Here is a 21,629-nt window from a genome sequence, read left to right as displayed (position 1 = left end):
TATAACTATCCCCTGATTTTCGATCTACAAGATGAAACAGACATGATGAATGATTCGCTCTGCCGCATTATTGCGGGTGAACTTCAGGCCAGAGCTGAACAGGTAGAAGCTGCCGTTCGCCTGCTTGATGAAGGGAATACCGTGCCGTTTATCGCACGCTATCGTAAAGAAGTCACCGGCGGTCTGGATGACACGCAGCTGCGTAATCTGGAAACCCGGCTCGGTTATTTGCGAGAACTGGAAGACCGCCGTCAATCGATCCTCAAATCGATCGGTGAACAGGGTAAGCTAACCGACGCGCTGGAAAAAGCGATTACCACCACCCTGAGCAAAACCGAGCTCGAAGACCTCTACCTGCCCTATAAACCGAAACGTCGCACCCGCGGGCAAATCGCAATTGAAGCCGGGCTGGAGCCGCTGGCGGATCTGCTGTGGAACGAGCCGTCCCACGACCCGGAAACGGAAGCCGCGAAGTTTATCGATGCCGATAAAGGCGTCGCCGATACGAAAGCCGCGCTGGATGGCGCGCGTTATATTCTGATGGAACGTTTCGCCGAAGACGCCGCGCTGCTGGCAAAGGTGCGTAACTACCTGTGGAAGAATGCGCATCTGGTGGCCACGGTGGTCAGTGGGAAAGAAGAGGAAGGGGCAAAATTCCGCGACTACTTCGATCACCATGAACCTGTTGCTTCCGTCCCTTCGCACCGCGCGCTCGCCATGTTCCGTGGCCGTAACGAAGGCATATTGCAGCTGGCTCTGAATGCTGACCCGCAGTTTGATGAGCCGCCAAAAGAGAGCCACTGCGAACAGATTATTATCGACCACCTGGGTTTACGTCTGAACAACGCCGCGGCGGACAGCTGGCGCAAAGGGGTCGTAAGCTGGACATGGCGCATCAAGGTACTGATGCATCTGGAAACCGAGCTGATGGGCACCGTACGCGAACGCGCGGAAGAGGAAGCCATCAACGTATTTGCCCGCAACCTGCACGATCTGCTGATGGCCGCACCGGCCGGATTGCGCGCGACCATGGGTCTCGATCCGGGCCTGCGTACCGGCGTAAAAGTCGCCGTTGTCGATGGCACCGGTAAACTGGTCGCGACGGACACTATCTACCCGCACACCGGGCAGGCCGCCAAAGCCGCGGTTGCCGTCGCTGCGCTGTGTGAAAAACACAACGTTGAGCTGGTGGCTATCGGTAACGGAACGGCATCGCGCGAAACTGAGCGCTTCTTCCTCGATGTGCAGCAGCAGTTCCCGAAAGTCACCGCTCAAAAAGTGATCGTCAGCGAAGCCGGTGCATCCGTCTACTCCGCCTCTGAACTGGCGGCCCTTGAGTTCCCGGATCTCGATGTGTCTCTGCGCGGCGCCGTTTCCATTGCCCGTCGTCTGCAAGATCCGCTGGCCGAGCTGGTGAAGATCGACCCGAAATCCATTGGCGTGGGCCAGTATCAGCACGACGTCAGCCAGTCGCAGCTGGCGCGTAAGCTGGATGCGGTCGTCGAAGACTGCGTTAACGCCGTCGGCGTGGATCTGAACACCGCCTCCGTGCCGCTGCTCACCCGCGTGGCTGGCCTGACGCGCATGATGGCGCAGAACATCGTCGCCTGGCGCGATGAAAACGGCCAGTTCAAGAACCGCCAGCAGCTGCTGAAAGTCAGCCGTCTCGGCCCAAAAGCCTTCGAGCAGTGTGCCGGGTTCCTGCGCATCAACCACGGCGACAACCCGCTGGATGCCTCCACCGTTCACCCGGAAGCGTATCCCATCGTTGAGCGCATTCTGGCCGCCACCCAGCAGGCGTTAAACGACCTGATGGGCAACAGCAGTGAGTTACGCAATCTAAAAGCGTCCGACTTCACCGATGAGAAATTCGGCGTGCCGACCGTGTCAGACATCATCAAAGAGCTGGAAAAACCCGGTCGGGACCCGCGTCCGGAGTTTAAAACCGCGAAGTTCGCTGATGGAGTGGAAACCATGAATGACCTGCTGCCAGGCATGGTACTGGAAGGCGCGGTCACCAACGTTACTAACTTTGGCGCCTTTGTCGATATCGGCGTTCACCAGGATGGTCTGGTGCATATTTCATCGCTGTCGAACAAATTCGTCGAGGATCCGCATACCGTTGTGAAAGCGGGCGACATCGTGCAGGTCAAAGTGATGGAAGTCGATCTGCAGCGCAAACGCATCGCGCTGACCATGCGCCTGGATGAGCAACCAGGCGAGAGCAACGCGCGACGCGGCGGCGGTAACGAACGTGCGCAGGGCAATCGCCCGGCGGCGAAAGCGGCGAAACCACGCGGGCGTGAGGCGCAGTCCGGCGGTAACAGCGCCATGATGGACGCCCTGGCAGCCGCTATGGGCAAAAAACGCTAATCCCTTTCCGGCCCTCATTACGAGGGCCGTTTTCCCCACGCCCGTTCTCAGCACCCGATTTTGTATACTCCGGTAACCGGTTAATTACGGTTAATAAAGGCGAGTAAATACGCTATTTATTAAAATTTCATTCCGTTAACTAATGAAACCTTAATTAAACATTAAGTGATGAAATAAATTTTAACCTTATTTATCGCTACAATGCAGACCTTGAGTCATATCAAAAAAGCCGCACATTTCCGGAGAATGCCGATTATTACGCCAATTATGTATTGATGATAAAAACCATTATCATTATCATCATTTGCAGTAAGTATATAATTTCCTCCGTTGGCTCGTCTCCCCGGTGCTGTGCGGCGACCGCACACGGAAACTCTCGTTTAGTTAGCGATTACAGGTAGGCCCTATGCAATTCACTCCTGATAGTGCGTGGAAAATCACGGGTTTCTCTCGCGATATTAGCCCGGCTTATCGTCAGAAACTGTTATCCCTTGGAATGCTGCCAGGTTCTTCTTTTAATGTGGTCCGCGTGGCTCCGCTTGGCGATCCCGTGCATATCGAAACCCGGCGCGTGAGCCTGGTATTACGCAAAAAAGATCTCGATTTAATCGAACTGGAAGCGGTTGCACAATAACACCTGGCCCGGCACTCAGAGTCTGAAATATGAAAAAGTTAACCCTTGGTTTAATTGGTAATCCGAACTCCGGTAAGACAACGTTATTCAATCAGCTCACTGGCGCACGTCAGCGCGTAGGTAACTGGGCCGGGGTCACCGTTGAGCGTAAAGAAGGCGCGTTTACCACGACCGATCACCAGGTCACGCTGGTTGACCTGCCAGGCACCTATTCACTCACGACCATCTCTTCTCAGACCTCTTTGGATGAGCAGATCGCCTGCCACTATATCCTCAGCGGCGACGCCGACATGCTGATCAACGTGGTCGACGCTTCCAATCTGGAACGCAATCTCTATCTGACGCTTCAGCTGCTGGAGCTGGGTATCCCCTGCATCGTTGCGCTGAACATGCTGGATATTGCTGAGAAGCAAAAAATCCGTATCGATGTTGACGCCCTGGCGGCTCGCCTGGGTTGCCCGGTGATCCCGCTGGTCTCCACCCGTGGGCGCGGTATCGAAGCCTTAAAAATGGCCGTCGACCGCCACCAGCAAAATACGGCGCTGGAGCTGGTGCACTACCCTCAGCCGCTGCTGCGTGAAGCCGAAAAGCTGGCCGAGGAGATGGCGCAGGATATCCCTCAGCGTCAGCGCTGCTGGCTGGGCCTGCAAATGCTGGAAGGCGACATTTACAGCCGAGAGTACGCCGGAAATGCGGCGCATAAGCTCGACGATGCGCTGGCAAACCTGAGCGCAGAAATTGACGATCCGGCGCTGCATATTGCGGATGCCCGCTATCAAAGCATTGCGGCCATCTGCGATGCCGTCAGCAACACGCTGACCGCCGAACCGAGCCGCTTCACCACCGCGATGGACAAAATCATCCTCAGCCGCGTGCTGGGGCTGCCGATCTTCCTGTTTGTGATGTACCTGATGTTCCTGCTGGCGATTAACATCGGCGGCGCATTGCAGCCGATCTTCGACGCCGGTTCCGTGGCTATCTTTATCCACGGCATCCAGTGGTTAGGTTACACCCTGCATCTCCCGGACTGGCTGACCGTTTTCCTTGCCCAGGGGATTGGCGGCGGTATCAATACCGTACTCCCGCTGGTACCGCAGATCGGCATGATGTATCTGTTCCTCTCCTTCCTTGAAGACTCCGGCTATATGGCACGTGCCGCATTCGTCATGGACCGCCTGATGCAGGCGCTTGGCCTGCCGGGGAAATCCTTCGTCCCACTGATTGTCGGCTTCGGCTGTAACGTACCGTCGGTGATGGGCGCCCGAACTCTGGATGCGCCGCGCGAACGCCTGATGACTATCATGATGGCGCCGTTTATGTCCTGTGGCGCGCGTCTGGCGATTTTCGCCGTATTCGCCGCCGCCTTCTTCGGCCAGAATGGGGCACTGGCGGTCTTCTCGCTGTATCTGCTCGGTATCGTGATGGCAATCCTGACCGGCCTGATGCTCAAGCACACCATTATGCGTGGTGAAGCATCGCCGTTCGTTATGGAACTGCCGGTCTATCACGTCCCGCACATCAAAAGCCTGATCATCCAGACCTGGCAACGCCTGAAAGGCTTTGTACTGCGCGCGGGTAAAGTTATCGTTATCGTCAGTATTTTCCTGAGCGCGCTGAACAGCTTCTCGCTCAACGGCAAGCTGGTGGATAACATTAACGATTCGGCGCTGGCCTCCGTCAGCCGCATCATCACCCCGGTATTTAAACCTATCGGCGTGCATGAAGATAACTGGCAGGCTACCGTTGGATTGTTCACCGGTGCGATGGCAAAAGAGGTGGTCGTCGGGACGCTGAACACGCTCTACACCGCCGAAGATATTCAGAATGAAGCGTTTAACCCGCAGGAATTTCATCTCGGTGATGAACTGCTGGCCGCGCTGGACGAAACCTGGCAGAGCCTGAAAGATACCTTCAGCCTGAGCGTACTGGCGAACCCTATCGAAGCCAGTAAAGGCGATGGTGAAATGGAGACCGGTGCCATGGGCGTTATGGGCAGTAAATTCGGCAGCGCAGCGGCCGCCTACAGCTACCTGATATTCGTACTGCTCTATATTCCGTGTATCTCGGTGATGGGGGCTATCGCTCGTGAATCCAGCCGCGGATGGATGTCGTTCTCTATCCTGTGGGGGCTGAATATCGCCTACTCGCTTTCCACGCTGTACTATCAGACCGTGAGTTTCAGCCAGCATCCGCGCTACAGCCTGGTGTGCATTCTGTCGGTGGTGTTATTTAACATCGTGGTCTTTGGTCTGTTGCGCCGGGCCCGCAGCCGAGTCGATGTCTCCCTGCTGGCCACGCGTAAAACGCCGTCATCCTGCTGTCAGAGTCCGGCGGGTGATTGCCACTAAGAGGTCATCATGGCATCGTTGATTGAAGTACGCGATATGCTGGCCCTGCAGGGGCGTATGGAGGCAGCTCAGCTCAGCGCTCGTCTGCATGCCCCGCAGCCGCTGGTCGATGCTATGCTGAGCCGTCTGGAAGCCATGGGGAAAGCCGTGCGCATCACGGAAGACGCGGATGGCTGTCTGTCCGGAAGCTGCAAAAGTTGCCCCGAGGGAAAGGCCTGCCTGCGAGAGTGGTGGGCGCTGCGCTGATAACGTGGCTGCGGGGCGATAAAACGTACGTGCGATAAAACAAAAGCGGGTCCTGAGACCCGCTTTTGTTTATTTGTAGACGTCGGCGTTGGCGTGAACGGTTTTCTCGTTTTTCTCACCGGCAATCACCACAAAATACTTGCCGCCCAGCTTATCCGCTTTCTTCGACAGGTCGCGCTTTGCATCCATCGGCGAAGTCGTTTTTGAGGTGGTAATGCTCCCGACCTTCGTCAGCTTCATTGACGCGACTTCATCTTTTTGAATCTCTTTCGCCGCAAATGCACCAAAAGACAGGGACCCAATCACCAGAGATGCAACAATACCCGTAATAAGTTTCATAGCCTCAACTCTCCATAAGGTTGTTGTTATAGGCCACGGCGGCGACAGAAATTCATTCTCCCCGTGACAACCTAAGTATTGCTATGACCGGGATTTTTGCCACAGCCCGCTAAAAATAATTGCTCAGCCGGCTTTTCAACGCCACCAGCGGCTCGCAAAACGCCTGCGGGTGCGAGATAAACGGCGCATGGGCCGCTTTGTCAAAGATGATGGATTCACTCTGCGGCCATAATGCATCCAGCACCGGGACAATTTTCCGCGGCACCAGACCGTCGAGTCGGCCATATATCCGCAGGAATGGCTGCGTTAATGCCGCCAGCGGCTGGCGTAAATCGGCCGTCTTAAGGATTTCCAGTCCGCCGTTTAACACCTCGGCGGACGGCATTGGCAACGACAGCACGGTACTTTTCAACGCCCGGGCATCCTGGCGTGCGCTTTCCGTACCCATCGTTTGCAGTGCCAGAAAACGCTCTACGGTGCGCTGAAAATCTTCGCTCAGTTGCTGCTGAAAACCACTCAGCACATCCGCCTTGATCCCCGGCCAGTCACCATCGGCACCAAAACAGGGGGAAGAGGCTACGGTGACCAGCGCCTGGACGCGTTCCGGGTGACGCAGGGCAACCTGGCTTGCCACCAGCCCACCGAGACTCCAGCCCAGCCAGATAGCCTGCTCCGGGGCCTGGATGAGGACCAGCCGCGCCATCTCTTCCAGCGACAGGGCGCCAAAGCCGCTGCTACGACCATACCCCGGTAGGTCAACCAGATGCAGCGTAAAGTGCGAGGCCAGTTCCGGCGTCACGCAATCCCATACTCTGGCATTCAGCCCCCATCCGTGCAGGAGCACAAGATGACACTTTCCTTCGCCCACGGTTTGCCACCAGATGTCGTTCATCAGTTACTGTTCTCTTTCCACCATTACGAGGTGAAATATGCTAACAGCACACAGCTTATGCTGGCTATGCCAAATGCCGCTGGCTATCGCCGGCTGGGGAATCTGCTCCCGCTGCACCGCCTCTCTGGCCCCCAGCCACCCACTTTGCCCACGGTGCGGCCTGCCGGCAGCTGCCAGCGCTATCCCCTGCGGCCGCTGCCTGCAGAAACCGCCGCCGTGGCAGCGGCTGGTTGCGGTTAATGATTACCGGCCTCCGCTCAGCGGTTTGATCCATCAGCTGAAATTTTCCCGTCGACCCGAGCTGGCGCCAGCGCTGGCACGCCTGCTGCTGCTACGTATTCGCCATAGCGCAGTGATCCCCCACCCGGACCGTCTCGTCAGCGTCCCGCTGTGGCAGCGCCGCCAGTGGCGGCGAGGGTTCAATCAAAGCGACCTGCTATGCCGTCCGCTGGCGCGTTGGCTGCACTGCGCATGGCACAGCGATGCTTTGCGCCGCACCCGACGAACCGCGACCCAGCACCGGCTCTCCGCACGGCTGCGCAAACAGAACCTGAAAAACGCCTTTCAGCTTGAAATATCAGTCAAGGGCCTCCATATCGCCATAGTGGATGATGTCGTCACAACCGGAAGCACCGTCGCTGAAATATCCCGCCAGCTTTTGCGAAACGGCGCCGCGACGGTTCAGGTATGGTGTATGTGCCGTACCTTGTAGACCCCTGCTGATGGGCGTATTATAACCAAGTAAAATAGTCAACTATTAGGCCAACGCTATGATCCGTATTTCCGATGCTGCACAAGCGCACTTTGCCAAATTGCTGGTAAACCAGGAAGAAGGGACACAAATTCGCGTATTTGTGATTAATCCCGGCACCCCAAACGCTGAGTGCGGCGTATCCTACTGCCCACCGGATGCGGTGGAAGACACCGACACGGCGCTGAAGTTTGAGCAACTGACTGCGTATGTCGACGAACTCAGCGCGCCTTATCTGGAAGACGCTGAAATTGACTTCGTCACCGATCAGCTTGGCTCCCAGCTAACCCTGAAAGCGCCAAATGCCAAGATGCGCAAAGTCTCCGACGATGCGCCGCTGATGGAACGCGTTGAATACATGCTGCAATCACAGATTAACCCGCAGCTGGCCGGTCATGGCGGGCGCGTCACGCTGATGGAAATCACCGAAGACGGTCTGGCTATCCTGCAGTTCGGCGGCGGTTGCAACGGCTGCTCAATGGTCGACGTGACCCTGAAAGAAGGGATCGAAAAACAGCTGCTGAACGAATTCCCGGAGCTGAAAGGCGTGCGCGATCTGACCGAGCACCAGCGCGGCGAGCACTCTTACTACTAAGTCCCCCTCCTCTTTCGTTAAGCCCGGCGGCGTTTTTCCTGCCGGGCCGCCCCCTGCCAATGTTACCGCACAACATTTACCGCTGAGTCATCCGGCAAAAACCCGGGAAAGAGTATGACTTAAGTCTCATATTTAAAATTTTACCCCGCAGGGTGATTCTCAACCCGGCCATGTTACCCGTATCATCTCTTTCAGGCACCGCTGCTATAAAAATAGCCAGCTATCCTTTCTTACAGGAGTGATAGCCGATTTTATGGCGCCATACCGTTTGCCAGCTCCGGCCAGGCATGCGAAAAGTGTTTGAAATTTGACGTTACCCATAACAAATGAAAGGCCAGGTAAATTATGCCATTAGTCATCGTTGCTATCGGGGTTGCCCTGCTGTTGCTGCTGATGATCCGTTTCAAAATGAACGGCTTCATCGCTCTGGTTCTGGTGGCGCTCGCCGTCGGACTTATGCAAGGTATGCCTCTGGATAAAGTCATCGTATCCATTAAAAACGGCGTTGGGGGAACCCTCGGCAGTCTTGCGCTGATCATGGGCTTTGGCGCTATGCTCGGTAAGCTGCTGGCAGATTGCGGCGGCGCTCAGCGAATTGCCACCACCTTAATCGCTAAGTTCGGTAAGAAGCATATTCAGTGGGCCGTCGTTCTGACCGGTTTTACCGTCGGCTTCGCGCTGTTCTACGAAGTAGGTTTTGTGCTGATGCTGCCGCTGGTCTTCACCATTGCTGCCTCTGCCCGTATCCCACTGCTGTATGTCGGTGTTCCAATGGCGGCGGCACTCTCCGTGACGCACGGATTCCTGCCTCCGCACCCGGGTCCAACGGCGATTGCCACCATCTTCCACGCCGATATGGGTAAAACCCTGCTGTACGGTACGCTGCTGGCTATCCCGACCGTCATTCTGGCCGGCCCGGTCTATGCCCGCTTCCTGAAGAACATCGATAAACCGATTCCGGAAGGACTGCACAACCCGAAAACCTTCACCGAAGAAGAGATGCCTGGCTTTGGCGTCAGCGTCTGGACTTCACTGGTTCCGGTGGTGCTGATGGCGATGCGCGCCGTCGCTGAAATGGTGTTACCGAAAGGCCACGCCTTCCTGCCCGTTGCCGAGTTCTTTGGCGACCCGGTGATGGCGACCCTGATTGCGGTCCTCATCGCCCTGTTCACCTTTGGCCTGAACCGTGGGCGCTCGATGGAGCAGATCAACGAAACGTTGACCTCATCGATCAAAATTATCGCCATGATGCTGTTGATCATCGGCGGCGGCGGCGCCTTTAAGCAGGTGCTGGTTGATAGCGGCATGGACAAATATATCGCCTCTATCATGCATGAATCCAACATGTCTCCGCTGTTTATGGCCTGGTCTATCGCGGCGGTACTGCGTATTGCACTCGGTTCTGCGACCGTTGCCGCCATCACGGCTGGCGGGATCGCCGCACCGCTGATTGCCACTACCGGCGTTAGCCCGGAGCTGATGGTTATCGCGGTCGGTTCCGGGAGCGTTATCTTCTCCCACGTAAACGATCCGGGCTTCTGGCTGTTTAAGGAATACTTCAACCTGACCATCGGCGAGACCATCAAGTCCTGGTCGATGCTGGAAACCATTATCTCAGTCTGCGGCCTGGTCGGCTGTCTGCTGCTGGGGATGGTCGTGTAAGCCAGACGTCAGCATAAAAAAGGCCGGGTCAGCATGTCGCGACCCGGCCTTTTTATTGGTACCTTTCACACGTTTCCCCGGTGCGCCTGTCGCAATCGGGGAACCGCAAAACTACTTTTTCTTCGTCGCCGCTTTGCGCCGCTTATCCAGATCCTTAATCAGCTTATTCACCCGCTCATCGGCAAACATCTGCTCAAGAGTGGTGGACAGCTTACGCCGCCAGTTCGGATATTCGGTACTGGTGCCGGGGATATTGACCGGGGTGGCCATTTCCAGCCAGTCTTCCGGCTGTAGCCCCAGCAATGCGCTGTTGCTGTCGGCAATGTAACGCTGCATCCCTCGATTCAGAGTAGACGTCATCGCCATCAGCGAGGCGTTATGCCCGGCGCGTTTTGGCAGGCAGCCGTACTGATGCAGCGCATCAAGCAGCCCCTGTTTCGCCAGCTCACGATCCTGATATAAGCCACGCAGAACCACTTCATCGGGATACAGGCCTAGCGATTTACCTAACGTCAGGTCTCCGCTTTCCCAGTAGCCACGCAGCGTCGGCAGATCATGCGTTGTCGCCACCGCCATAGATTGCTCCGGGTACGTCTGCGGCGCACGGAACGTCTTCTCATGATCGTTTTCGAAATAGAGTACTTTATAGGAATAGACGCCGCTCTTACGCAGCTTGCCGACAATCTCTACCGGCACGGTACCCAGGTCTTCACCAATCACCATACAGCGGTGACGCTGACTTTCCAGCGCCATAATCGACAGCAGGTCATCGACCGGATACTGCACATAGGCTCCGTGATCGGCGGTTTCACCATACGGGATCCACCACAGGCGTAGAACCGACATCACATGGTCGATACGCAACGCCCCGCAGTTTTGCATGTTGGCACGTAGCAGCTCGATAAACGGCTCATAGGCACGAGCGACGATGATATGCGGATCCATCGGCGGCAGGCCCCAATTTTGTCCCAAAGGACCCAGAATGTCCGGCGGCGCCCCGACGGAGGCTTTCAGACAATAGAGCTCACGGTCGCACCAGGTTTCCGAGCCGCCTTCCGCCACGCCCACCGCCAGGTCACGATACAAGCCAATTGGCATCGCATCACGCTGGCTGGTTTGCCAGCATTCGGCAAACTGGGAATACGCCAGCCACTGTAGCCAGAGGTAGAAACTCACCTCATCGGCCTGCTCGGTGCAGAACGCTTTCACTTCCGGGCTGGTGATATCCTGATACGCTTTCGGCCACGCGGGCCAGCCCCAGCGCAGCGGATCTTGCTGTACCTGCCACGCGTGCAGCGCATCAAACGCCGCCTGCCAGTACAGGCTTTCGCCTTCGCGAAGCACAAACTGACGGAACGCCGTCATCGCCTCATCGTGACGGGCGGAAAATCGCTTCCAGGCCATGCGCAGCGCGGTCATTTTCAACGCGGTCACGGCGGTATAATCAACATCATCGGTTTGACGTGCGGCCTGTAATGCCTGCTGCGTCTCCGGTGATTGCCACCAGGCCTGCGCCTCTTTGCTCAGGCGAAAATCATCGACCGCGTTAACGTCAATATAGATAACGTTCAGCCAGCGGCGCGAAGACGGGCTATAGGGACTGGCGCTTTCCGGGTTTGCCGGGTAGAGCGCATGAATCGGGTTGAGACCGATAAACGACCCACCGCGCTGAGCAATCTCCGGCAGCATCGCGCGCAAATCGCCAAAATCACCGATCCCCCAGTTCTTTTCCGAACGCAGCGTATAAAGCTGTACGCAGGCGCCCCACAGTTTTTTTCCCTCTTTCAGGGCCTGCGGTTCATAGCAACGCACCGGCGTTACAATCGCCCGGCAATGCCAGCGTTCGCCATCCTGGGTCAGGGTCAGCGAGTGATAACCTTCCGGCAGTTTGGCCGGCAGCGGGAGCGTTTCCCCCCCGCGCGCTTTGCCTTGATACTGTTTCCCCTCTTCAGTGGTGAGGATCCACTGGAATTCCCCCTTCCCGGCCACCGGCAACGACATTTTCTTACCGTGGGTGAAAACCTGCACCGGGGGCAGCGGGTCACCCGCCACTTTCGTGGCGGCTGTAGTACGATGCATCGCATCAAGCAGACGTTGTTTCGTCGCCGCAGCAATCGACTGCGGCTTACCGTGCGCATTGATGTAGTCAGGGCTTATCCCTGCCGCCAGCGCGGCGTTATCAAGGCGTTTAGTCTCCATAGGCCTGTCCTTAGCGTTTTGCCTGCCAGATACGTTGTTGATAATCGCGAATCGAGCGGTCAGAGCTGAACATCCCGCAACGTGCGGTGTTCAGAATCGTCGCACGGGTCCAGGCTTCCTGGTCACGATACAACTCATCGACCTGCTTCTGCGCCGCAACGTAAGCTTCGAAGTCTGCCAGTACCAGGTACGGATCGCCGCCTTTCAGCAGGCTGTGCAGCATCTGGTCGAAGGCATGCTTATCGCCGTCGCTGTACTTTCCGCTTTCCAGCTCTTTCAGTACCGCATCCAGCAGCTTGTCCTTTTTACGCCATTTCAGCGGGTCATAACCCTTCGCTTTCAATGCCTTAACTTCTTCAACGGTGTTGCCGAAGATAAAGATGTTTTCCTCGCCGACCTGCTCAGCGATTTCAACGTTCGCACCGTCCAGGGTCCCGACGGTCAGCGCACCGTTCAGCGCCAGCTTCATGTTGCCGGTACCGGAAGCTTCTTTCCCCGCCGTGGAGATCTGTTCAGAGACATCTGCCGCCGGGATCAGCATTTCCGCCGCAGAGACACAGTAATCCGGCAGGAAGACCACTTTCAGCTTATCGCCCACCAGCGGATCGTTATTCACCGCTTCGGCAACCTTATTGATGGCGAAAATAATGTTCTTCGCCAGGTAGTAGCCCGGAGCCGCCTTCGCGCCGAACAGGAATACACGCGGTACGCGGTCTGCCTGCGGGTTTTCGCGGATCTCTTTGTACTGCGCCAGAATGTTCAGCAAATTAAGATGCTGACGCTTGTACTCGTGCAGACGCTTAATCTGGATATCGAAGATCGCCTGTGGATTGATCTCGATACCGGTGCGCAGCTTAACAAACTCAGCCAGGCGAACTTTGTTAGCCAGCTTAATTTCACGGTAGGTCTGACGGAATGCCGCATCGTCGGCATATTTTTCAAGGTTAATCAGCTGATCGAGGTCGTTCGCCCACTCTTTCTTCAGCGACTTATCCAGCAGCGCAGCCAGCGCCGGGTTGCATTGCTTAATCCAGCGGCGCGGCGTAATGCCGTTGGTCACGTTATGGAATTTATTCGGCCACAATTGATGGTATTCCGGGAACAGGTCCTTCACCACCAAATCGGAGTGCAGCGCCGCCACACCGTTGACCGCAAAACCGCTGACCACGCACATGTTCGCCATACGAACCTGCTTGTCATGCACAACCGCCAGCTTCGCCCACACCGGCTTATCGCCAGGCCATGTTTTCTCGACCAGTTTCTTAAATCTGTCGTTAATCTCTTTGATAATCTGCATATGACGCGGCAGCAGCGCTTTGACCAGCTTCTCGTCCCAGCACTCCAGCGCTTCAGGCATCAGCGTGTGGTTGGTATAAGCAAAGGTTTTGCTGGTAATGGCCCAGGCATCGTCCCAGCTCAGCTGGTGCTCATCAATCAGCACGCGCAGCAGCTCAGGAATTGCGATCGTCGGGTGGGTGTCGTTGAGCTGGATCACTTCGTAATCCGCCAGCTCCGCCAGCTTACGGCCCGCAAGATGATGGCGACGCAGAATATCGGCAACCGAACAGGCGCACTGGAAGTATTGCTGCATTAAGCGCAGTTTTTTCCCTGCCTGATGGTTATCGTTCGGATAAAGCACTTTAGTCAGTTTTTCCGCGTCAATACCCTGCTGCTCGGCCCGCAGGAAATCGCCATCGTTAAATTTGGTCAGGTTAAACGGATGAGCATGGGTCGCCTGCCACAGACGCAGCGGCTGCGCCACGTTATTGCGATAACCCAGCACCGGCAGATCCCAGGCCTGGCCGGTAATCACAAATGCCGGTTCCCAGGCGCCGCTTTTACTCACTTTACCGCCGATCCCAACCTGGACATCCAGCTGCTCGTTATGACGGAACCACGGGTAGCGGCCACGCCCCCAGTCATCCGGCGCTTCGATCTGCTGACCATCGTCGAAAGACTGGCGGAACAGACCGTATTGGTAATTCAGGCCATAGCCGGTTGCCGACTGGCCAACGGTCGCCATAGAATCGAGGAAACATGCCGCCAGACGGCCCAGACCGCCGTTGCCCAGGCCCGGATCGAACTCCTCTTCCAGCAGATCGGTCAGGTGAATGTCATGAGCCTTCAGCTCATCGCTCACTCCTTGATACCAACCCAGGTTCAACAGGTTGTTGCCGGTCAGACGGCCGATCAAAAACTCCATCGAGATGTAGTTGACGTGACGCTGCCCTTTAGCGGGTTTCGCCACCGGTTGAGCGGCCAACAGCTCGGCAAGTGCACCGCTTACGGCGTGCCACCACTGATGCTGAGTCATCTCAGAAGCGGACTGTAAGCCAAAGTGCTGCCACTGACGGGTCAGTGCAGCCTGAAACTGATCTTTATTAAAAGAAGTCTGTGACATAAGAAATCCGGGTCCTTTACTAAAACGTTGGCGTTAGTGTGCCGACCTCCTGAAGCAACGTCCTCATCCCGATGGGGATTAGGCAGGGAGGAGCAGCAGGGATGAGCGAAAAGTGTGATCGAGGCCACTATAACGGTAGCTCTTCGGCAAAAACATGCTGAAAAATCCGCCTTACAGAAACACTATTTCGTTCATGACTATCAGAAGAAAATTTGTTACAGGCCGAGACAGGGCGATGAATAAAACACCATTCCGTAATTATCACGAAATAAAAATAAGCATTGTGTAAAAATAATCCTGTCTCATGACACAAATACGCCAAAGCGATTATTTATAAGATTTTCCTGCCATTAACTTAATAAAAACATACAACTACAAAAAACTGGAGTGAAAGTCATTTTGTTGTCGCCAAAACAGAGGGAAACCCAGGAGCCATGCACGCTGGTACCGGTTTTATAACGCAGGGTGTTTAATTGGGAATTTGTGACCTGGTGCAAATTCAAGAGCATAAAATTCGGACATAACTTGCAATAATTTTCATTATCGCCGACCTTAATAGTCATTAATTACGAAGCGCAAAAAAAATCGCAAATCCTCTCTTGCACAGCGAAATGATTAACTATGTTGATTCCGTCTAAATTAAGTCGCCCAGTCCGCCTTGAACACACCGTGGTTCGTGAGCGATTACTGGCGAAACTTTCCGGCGCGAACAATTACCGTCTCGTGCTGGTCACCAGCCCGGCTGGGTATGGCAAGACCACGCTCGTCTCTCAGTGGGCGGCGGGGAAAAATGAACTTGGCTGGTTCTCGCTGGATGAAGGCGATAACCAACAGGAGCGTTTTGCCAGTTATCTGATCGCTTCTGTTCAGCAAGCTACCGGTGGCCATTGCGTGGCCAGCGAGACAATGGTCCAGAAACGCCAGTACGCCAGCCTGCCCTCGCTTTTCGCTCAGCTGTTTATTGAGCTGGCTGACTGGCAGCGCCCGCTGTTCCTGGTGATTGATGATTACCATCTGATCAACAACCCGGTGATTCACGACGCGATGCGCTTCTTCCTCCGTCATCAGCCGGAGAATATGACCCTGGTGGTGCTTTCGCGTAACCTGCCGCAGCTCGGCATTGCCAACCTGCGCGTTCGCGATCAGCTGCTGGAGATTGGCAGCCAGCAGCTGGCGTTCACCCATCAGGAAGCAAAACAATTTTTCGACTGTCGTCTGGCTTCGCCGATTGAAGCTGACGACAGTAGCAGACTGTGCGACGACGTCGCCGGCTGGGCCACGGCGCTGCAGCTCATCGCCCTTTCAGCCCGCCAGAATAATTCCTCCGCCCACCATTCAGCCCGCCGTCTTGCCGGTATCAACGCCAGCCATCTCTCCGATTACCTGGTAGATGAGGTGCTGGATAACGTCGACGCGCGGACGCGTAACGTTCTGCTGAAAAGCTCGCTGCTGCGCTCAATGAACGATGCGCTGATCGTTCGCGTGACCGGAGAAGAAAACGGTCAGATGCAGCTGGAAGAGATTGAACGCCAGGGTCTGTTCATGCAGCGGATGGACGACTCCGGCGAATGGTTCCGCTATCACCCGCTTTTCGGTAACTTCCTGCGCCAGCGCTGCCAGTGGGAACTGGCAACCGAGCTGCCTGAAATTCATCGCTCCGCCGCTGAAGGCTGGATGGCGCTGGGCTTCCCGAGCGAAGCCATACATCATGCGTTGGCGGCCGGTGATGCGAAAATGCTGCGCGATATTTTACTCAATCACGCCTGGGGTATGTTTAACCACAGCGAACTGGGGCTACTCGAACAGTCGCTGGCGGCCCTGCCGTGGTCAAATCTGCTGGAGAATCCGCGTCTGCTTCTGCTACAGGCCTGGCTGATGCAAAGCCAGCACCGTTACAGCGAAGTGAACACCCTGCTGGCCCGCGCCGAGCAGGAGATGGATATGAAGATGGATACCGCCATGCACGGCGATTTCAACGCTCTGCGTGCGCAGGTGGCAATTAACGCAGGCGACCAGGAAGAAGCCGAGCGGCTGGCGATGGTGGCGTTAGAAGAGCTGCCTCTGGCCAGCTACTACAGTCGTATTGTGGCCACGTCAGTCCACGGTGAAGTTCTGCACTGTAAAGGCCAGCTAAGTAAATCTCTGGCGGTCATGCAGCAGACGGAACAGATGGCCCGCCGCCACGATATCTGGCACTACGCGCTGTGGAGCATGATCCAGCAAAGCGAAATTCTCTTTGCCCAGGGCTTCCTGCAGGCCGCATGGGAGGTTCAGGAAAAAGCCTTCCAGCTTATTCGCGAACAGCATCTCGAACAGCTGCCAATGCATGAATTCCTGCTGCGCATTCGCTCACAGCTGCTGTGGGCCTGGGCGCGACTGGACGAAGCAGAAGCATCAGCGCGTAATGGTATGGACGTCCTGTCAAGCTATCAGCCTCAGCAACAGCTACAGTGCCTGGCATTGATGGTGCAGTGCTCGCTGGCACGCGGCGATCTGGATAACGCCCGCAGCCACCTGAACCGCCTGGAAAACCTGCTCGGCAACGGCCACTATCATAGCGACTGGGTATCAAATGCGGATAAAGTCCGGGTCATCTACTGGCAGATGGTCGGCGATAAAGCCGCTGCCGCCAACTGGTTGCGCCAGACGCCAAAACCTGAATTTGCCAATAACCACTTCCTGCAAAGCCAGTGGCGCAACATTGCCCGGGCGCAAATCCTGCTGGGTGATTTCGACTCTGCGGAAATGGTGCTGGAAGAGTTAAACGATAATGCCCGTTCGCTGCGCTTGATGAGCGATATTAACCGCAACCTGCTGCTGCTCAACCAGCTTTACTGGCAGGCGGGGCGGAAAAGTGAAGCGCAGAAAGTCCTGCTGGAGGCGCTCGCGCTCGCCAACCGCACTGGGTTTATCAACCACTTTGTTATTGAAGGTGAAGCCATGGCGCAGCAGCTGCGCCAGCTAATACAGCTCAATACGCTGCCGGAGCTGGAGCAGCATCGCGCTCAGCGTATCCTGCGCGATATTAACCAGCATCATCGTCATAAGTTTGCCCACTTCGATGAAGGCTTCGTCGAACGCCTGCTGAGTCACCCGGAAGTCCCGGAGCTGATTCGCACCAGCCCACTCACCCAACGTGAATGGCAGGTACTGGGGCTTATCTATTCTGGCTACAGCAACGAACAGATTGCCGGTGAGCTGGACGTAGCGGCCACGACCATAAAAACCCACATTCGTAATCTGTATCAGAAGCTGGGAGTTGCGCACCGCCAGGATGCCGTACAGCACGCCCAGCGGTTGCTTAAAATGATGGGATACGGCGTCTGACGTCGTTTAGCACAGTTCCAGCTGAAGGTTGTTTTCCGTAATCACCTTCAGCACGCCTGCCGGCGGCATCACATCGGTGTAGACCGCATCGACCATGCTGATGCTGCCCATGTTCACCATCGCGTTACGACCAAACTTAGAGTGATCCACCACCAGCATCACGTGGCGAGAATTTTCAATAATCGCGCGTTTGGTGCGCACTTCATGATAATCAAACTCCAGCAGCGAACCATCGCTGTCGACGCCGCTGATGCCAAGAATGCCGAAATCAAGACGGAACTGGGAGATAAAATCCAGCGTCGCTTCGCCGATAATACCGCCATCCCGGCTGCGCAGCTCACCACCCGCCAGGATAATGCGGAAGTCCTCTTTCACCATCAGCGTAGTGGCTACGTTCAGGTTGTTGGTGACGATACGCAGATCGTGATGATCCAGCAGCGCATGGGCGACTGCTTCCGGCGTGGTGCCGATATCAATAAACAGCGTGGCACCATCGGGGATCTCGCTGGCCACCTTGCGGGCAATACGTTCTTTTTCCTGCGTCTGGGTGGCCTTTCTGTCGTGCCATGAAGTATTCACCGAACTGGACGGCAGCGCAGCCCCGCCGTGGTGGCGCAGGATCATCTTCTGTTCGGCGAGGTCGTTCAGATCCCGGCGAATGGTTTGCGGACTGACGGCAAATTGCTCGACCAGCTCTTCCGTGCTGACATATCCCTGTTTTTTTACCAGCTCGATAATAGCGTCATGACGTTGTGTTTGTTTCATGAAATATCCCTGGGATTAAAAGACTCGCATAAAGGCGCTGTCGTTGCAGAAAGCCGGGTAATGCGGCCCTATGTTCGCTTTCGCGCATGTTGCGTATCGACAAATGCCATCGCCAGCCCGGTCACCAGACCTGCTACGTGCGCACCGTTGGCAATCGACATGCCAAAAACATCAAACCATCCAGCAATTAACCACACTAAAGAGAAGAGTATCAAGCCGCGCTGCAAATAGACGCCGCTTTGCGGATCCCGCTCTCCCCGCAGCCAGACATAGCCCATCAGCGCATACACTACGCCGGATAAACCACCAAACCAGGGGCCGCTAAACTGGTGCTGAATAAACCCGCTCAACAAGGCGCTAATGACGGTGATAACCACCAGTTTGCCGGTACCGATGCGTTTTTCCACCGCGCCGCCGAGGTACCACCACCATAGCAGGTTAAACAGAATATGCATCAGCGAGAAGTGCATGAAAGCATGGCTAAAGTAGCGCCAGACTTCAAATTTCAGCGACGGGTCATACGGCCAGGCCAGCAGCAGCATGACCGGCTGATCGCCGATGATATTTTGCAATATAAAGACCAGGATACAGGCAACCAGAATGGCCCACGTAAACGGCCCGGCGTTGTGGCGCAGAGTGGCAAAGAAGGGGAAGCGCTGGTAGTGCAAACCGCTGTTGGTGTGCCCGGATTGCCAGCTGGCCGCCAGATAACGCGGATCGGCGGGGTTTTCCAGAAAGCGAGCCAGTTCAGTCTGAACCCGTCCGGCCTGACTCTCATCGGCCAGCCAGACATCACTCTGATCATGCTGCTGAATAGTCAGGATAATGCCCTGCGTCGCCATGTAGTCGACAAACGCCTGGGCCACACGCGGGTTAGCAAAAGAGGTAATCATTAACATACAGCGGATCGCTTATTCCACACAAAGGGGGCTAGTATATACGAGTTGCCGGGCCAGCGCGCAGCGGGCGTCCCTGGCCTGCGCATCCACAGCCATGCCACCGGAAACAGACCGGGTATCGCACGGCTATGGCGCATTAAGGCTTAAAGCGCGCCATGTTCCACTTCCGCCGGGAAATGACGGTGCCATGCATCGAACCCGCCATCCACGCTGTAGACCTTGTCATAGCCCTGCTGTAGCAGATATTGCGCAGCACCTTTACTGCTATTGCCGTGGTAGCACATCACCATCACCGCGGTGTCAACGTCGTTGTCGCGCATAAACGCGCCCAGCGTATCGTTGGTCAGATGAAACGCACCCGGCGTATGCCCCATTGCGAAGCTCTGCGGGTCGCGGATGTCTACCAGCACCGCCATCGCCTGATGCAGTTTCTGGTGCGCTTCTTCAACATTGATACATTCAAAGTGGTCCATGTGCTCTTTCTCTATATAGCGAAATGATATTGCTGGCGGGTAACCGGCCATGATTCTACTGCCTAGTTTACCGTCAGACGGGAAATAAACGCCAATATGTTACATGCATCACTCTGAAATGTTTTTTTGATGTTACCAATGGCGCGTTTGTTTGCTATATTGAGCGATAACGAACATTTGTGAGCTTAAACGAAAGCGTCAGAGGTAGCGAACGTGGAAACCAAAGATCTGATTGTGATAGGGGGAGGCATCAACGGTGCCGGTATCGCGGCAGACGCCGCCGGGCGTGGTTTATCCGTCTTGATGCTGGAAGCACGCGATCTCGCCTGCGCCACCTCCAGCGCCAGCTCGAAGCTGATTCACGGCGGGCTGCGCTACCTTGAACACTATGAATTCCGCCTGGTCAGCGAAGCGCTGGCCGAGCGCGAGGTCCTGTTAAAGATGGCGCCGCATCTCGCCTTTCCGATGCGTTTTCGCCTGCCGCATCGCCCGCACCTGCGCCCGGCCTGGATGATCCGTATCGGCTTGTTTATGTACGATCATCTGGGGAAACGCACCAGTTTACCCGGTTCTACCGGCTTGCGATTTGGCGCAGAATCAGTATTAAAACCTGAGATTGTGCGCGGTTTCGAATATTCCGACTGCTGGGTTGACGATGCGCGTCTGGTACTGGCTAACGCCCAGATGGTGGTGCGCAAAGGCGGTGAGGTTCGGACTCGCACCCGGGCAATATCAGCGAAACGTGAAAACGGCCTGTGGATTGTCGAAGCAGAAGACATTGATACCGGCGAGACATTGACCTGGCAGGCTCGCGGTCTGGTCAATGCCACCGGTCCGTGGGTCAAACACTTCTTTGATGAAGGTATGCATCTGCGATCGCCGTACGGCATTCGCCTGATTAAGGGCAGCCACATCGTGGTGCCGCGCGTGCACACCCAAAAACAGGCCTACATTCTGCAGAACGAAGACAAACGCATCGTGTTCGTGATCCCGTGGATGGATGAATTTTCGATAATCGGTACCACCGACGTTGAATACAACGGTGATCCGCAAAAAGTCGCGATCGATGACAACGAGATTAACTATCTGCTGACGGCCTATAACGCGCACTTCAAAAAGACGCTGTCCCGGGATGATATTGTCTGGACCTACTCTGGGGTACGCCCGCTGTGCGATGACGAATCGGACTCACCGCAGGCTATCACCCGCGATTACACCCTGGATATCCATGACGAAAATGGCCAGGCACCGTTGCTGTCGGTATTTGGCGGCAAGCTGACAACCTATCGCAAGCTGGCCGAACACGCGCTGGAAAAACTGACGCCGTACTATAAAGGCATCGGCCCGGCCTGGACCAAAACCGCTGTGTTGCCAGGCGGTGATATCGACGGCGACCGCGACGATTATGCAGCCAGACTGCGTCGCCGGTTCTCCTTTATCAGCGAGTCGATGGCGCGCCATTACGCCCGCACTTACGGCAGCAACAGCGAGTTGATCCTCACAAAAGCAGCATCGATAGCGGACCTGGGCGAAGATTTTGGCCACGAGTTCTATGAAGCCGAGCTGAAATACCTGGTGGAGCATGAGTGGGTACGCACCCTAGAGGATGCCATCTGGCGCCGGACGAAACAGGGGATGTGGCTGAACGACGAGCAGCAGGCGCGGATCGGTGAATGGCTGGCCCAGCGCGTGGGAAAGACTGAACTCTCTCTGGCGTCTTAACCG

At 55.9% G+C, this 21,629-nt stretch carries 16 protein-coding genes; 9 read left to right on the top strand and 7 right to left on the bottom strand.

Annotation, left to right across the window (positions count from 1 at the left end; translation table 11 throughout):
* The first annotated feature begins 42 nt into the window (after nt 1–42).
* The 4 genes from ACMYSK_RS21230 to feoC all read left to right on the top strand — a co-directional run bounded on the left by ACMYSK_RS21230 (nt 43) and on the right by feoC (nt 5,601).
* Nucleotides 43–2,373 (top strand): Tex family protein, encoded by a 2,331-nt coding sequence (locus ACMYSK_RS21230; RefSeq protein ID WP_434638406.1) that lies wholly within the window; start codon nt 43–45, stop codon nt 2,371–2,373.
* 406 nt (nt 2,374–2,779) lie between these two features.
* Nucleotides 2,780–3,007 (top strand): ferrous iron transporter A, encoded by a 228-nt coding sequence (feoA, locus tag ACMYSK_RS21225; RefSeq protein ID WP_004868486.1) that lies wholly within the window; start codon nt 2,780–2,782, stop codon nt 3,005–3,007.
* Between the two features lie 29 nt (nt 3,008–3,036).
* On the top strand, nt 3,037–5,355 hold the full coding sequence (feoB, locus tag ACMYSK_RS21220; RefSeq protein WP_434638405.1) for a Fe(2+) transporter permease subunit FeoB: 2,319 nt from the start codon (nt 3,037–3,039) through the stop codon (nt 5,353–5,355).
* Between the two features lie 9 nt (nt 5,356–5,364).
* Nucleotides 5,365–5,601, top strand: a complete 237-nt coding sequence (gene feoC / locus ACMYSK_RS21215) for a [Fe-S]-dependent transcriptional repressor FeoC (RefSeq protein WP_434638404.1) — start codon at nt 5,365–5,367, stop codon at nt 5,599–5,601.
* A gap of 69 nt (nt 5,602–5,670) precedes the next feature.
* On the opposite strand, the gene ACMYSK_RS21210 is transcribed toward feoC, so the two are convergent.
* Entirely contained in the window at nt 5,671–5,940 is a 270-nt protein-coding gene (locus tag ACMYSK_RS21210; RefSeq protein ID WP_434638403.1) for a DUF1471 domain-containing protein, read from the bottom strand.
* Nucleotides 5,941–6,049: 109 nt separating this feature from the next.
* Nucleotides 6,050–6,832, bottom strand: a complete 783-nt coding sequence (bioH, locus tag ACMYSK_RS21205) for a pimeloyl-ACP methyl ester esterase BioH (protein WP_434638402.1) — start codon at nt 6,830–6,832, stop codon at nt 6,050–6,052.
* Between the two features lie 37 nt (nt 6,833–6,869).
* Here bioH and gntX point away from each other — a divergent pair, with 37 nt between their 5' ends.
* The 3 genes from gntX (at nt 6,870) to gntT (ending at nt 9,840) form a co-directional block, all read left to right on the top strand.
* Nucleotides 6,870–7,544 carry a DNA utilization protein GntX gene (gene gntX, locus ACMYSK_RS21200; RefSeq protein WP_434638401.1) on the top strand — a complete coding sequence of 225 codons (675 nt, stop codon included), beginning with the start codon at nt 6,870–6,872 and terminating at the stop codon, nt 7,542–7,544.
* A gap of 58 nt (nt 7,545–7,602) precedes the next feature.
* Entirely contained in the window at nt 7,603–8,178 is a 576-nt protein-coding gene (gene nfuA, locus ACMYSK_RS21195) for a Fe-S biogenesis protein NfuA (RefSeq protein WP_004868496.1), read from the top strand.
* 345 nt (nt 8,179–8,523) lie between these two features.
* On the top strand, nt 8,524–9,840 hold the full coding sequence (gene gntT, locus ACMYSK_RS21190) for a gluconate transporter (RefSeq protein ID WP_434638400.1): 1,317 nt from the start codon (nt 8,524–8,526) through the stop codon (nt 9,838–9,840).
* Nucleotides 9,841–9,951: 111 nt separating this feature from the next.
* Here gntT and malQ read toward each other — a convergent pair whose 3' ends face one another.
* Nucleotides 9,952–12,039, bottom strand: a complete 2,088-nt coding sequence (gene malQ, locus ACMYSK_RS21185; protein WP_434638399.1) for a 4-alpha-glucanotransferase — start codon at nt 12,037–12,039, stop codon at nt 9,952–9,954.
* 10 nt (nt 12,040–12,049) lie between these two features.
* Nucleotides 12,050–14,440 (bottom strand): maltodextrin phosphorylase, encoded by a 2,391-nt coding sequence (gene malP, locus ACMYSK_RS21180; RefSeq protein ID WP_434638398.1) that lies wholly within the window; start codon nt 14,438–14,440, stop codon nt 12,050–12,052.
* 621 nt (nt 14,441–15,061) lie between these two features.
* Between malP and malT the strand changes: the two genes are divergently transcribed.
* Nucleotides 15,062–17,767, top strand: coding sequence for an HTH-type transcriptional regulator MalT (malT, locus tag ACMYSK_RS21175; protein WP_434638397.1), 2,706 nt, complete (start codon nt 15,062–15,064; stop codon nt 17,765–17,767).
* A gap of 6 nt (nt 17,768–17,773) precedes the next feature.
* Here the strand turns inward: malT and ACMYSK_RS21170 are convergent, their stop codons facing one another.
* The 3 genes from ACMYSK_RS21170 to glpE form a co-directional block, all read right to left on the bottom strand.
* Nucleotides 17,774–18,532 (bottom strand): DeoR/GlpR family transcriptional regulator, encoded by a 759-nt coding sequence (locus ACMYSK_RS21170; protein WP_434638396.1) that lies wholly within the window; start codon nt 18,530–18,532, stop codon nt 17,774–17,776.
* Between the two features lie 68 nt (nt 18,533–18,600).
* Entirely contained in the window at nt 18,601–19,431 is an 831-nt protein-coding gene (glpG, locus tag ACMYSK_RS21165; protein ID WP_434638395.1) for a rhomboid family intramembrane serine protease GlpG, read from the bottom strand.
* A 143-nt stretch (nt 19,432–19,574) separates the two neighbouring features.
* Nucleotides 19,575–19,904: a thiosulfate sulfurtransferase GlpE gene (glpE, locus tag ACMYSK_RS21160; RefSeq protein WP_032690433.1), complete on the bottom strand. Its 330-nt coding sequence runs from the start codon at nt 19,902–19,904 to the stop codon at nt 19,575–19,577.
* A gap of 213 nt (nt 19,905–20,117) precedes the next feature.
* Here glpE and glpD point away from each other — a divergent pair, with 213 nt between their 5' ends.
* A complete protein-coding gene (gene glpD, locus ACMYSK_RS21155) occupies nt 20,118–21,626 on the top strand; it encodes a glycerol-3-phosphate dehydrogenase (protein ID WP_434638394.1) in 1,509 nt (502 codons plus the stop codon).
* The last annotated feature ends 3 nt before the right edge of the window (nt 21,627–21,629 follow it).

The organism is Klebsiella sp. I138 (genome assembly GCF_051131765.1).
Taxonomy (GTDB): Bacteria; Pseudomonadota; Gammaproteobacteria; order Enterobacterales; family Enterobacteriaceae; genus Klebsiella.
Note: the sequence above shows the minus strand (reverse complement) of the source record. Positions and strands in the feature narration are given on the sequence as shown.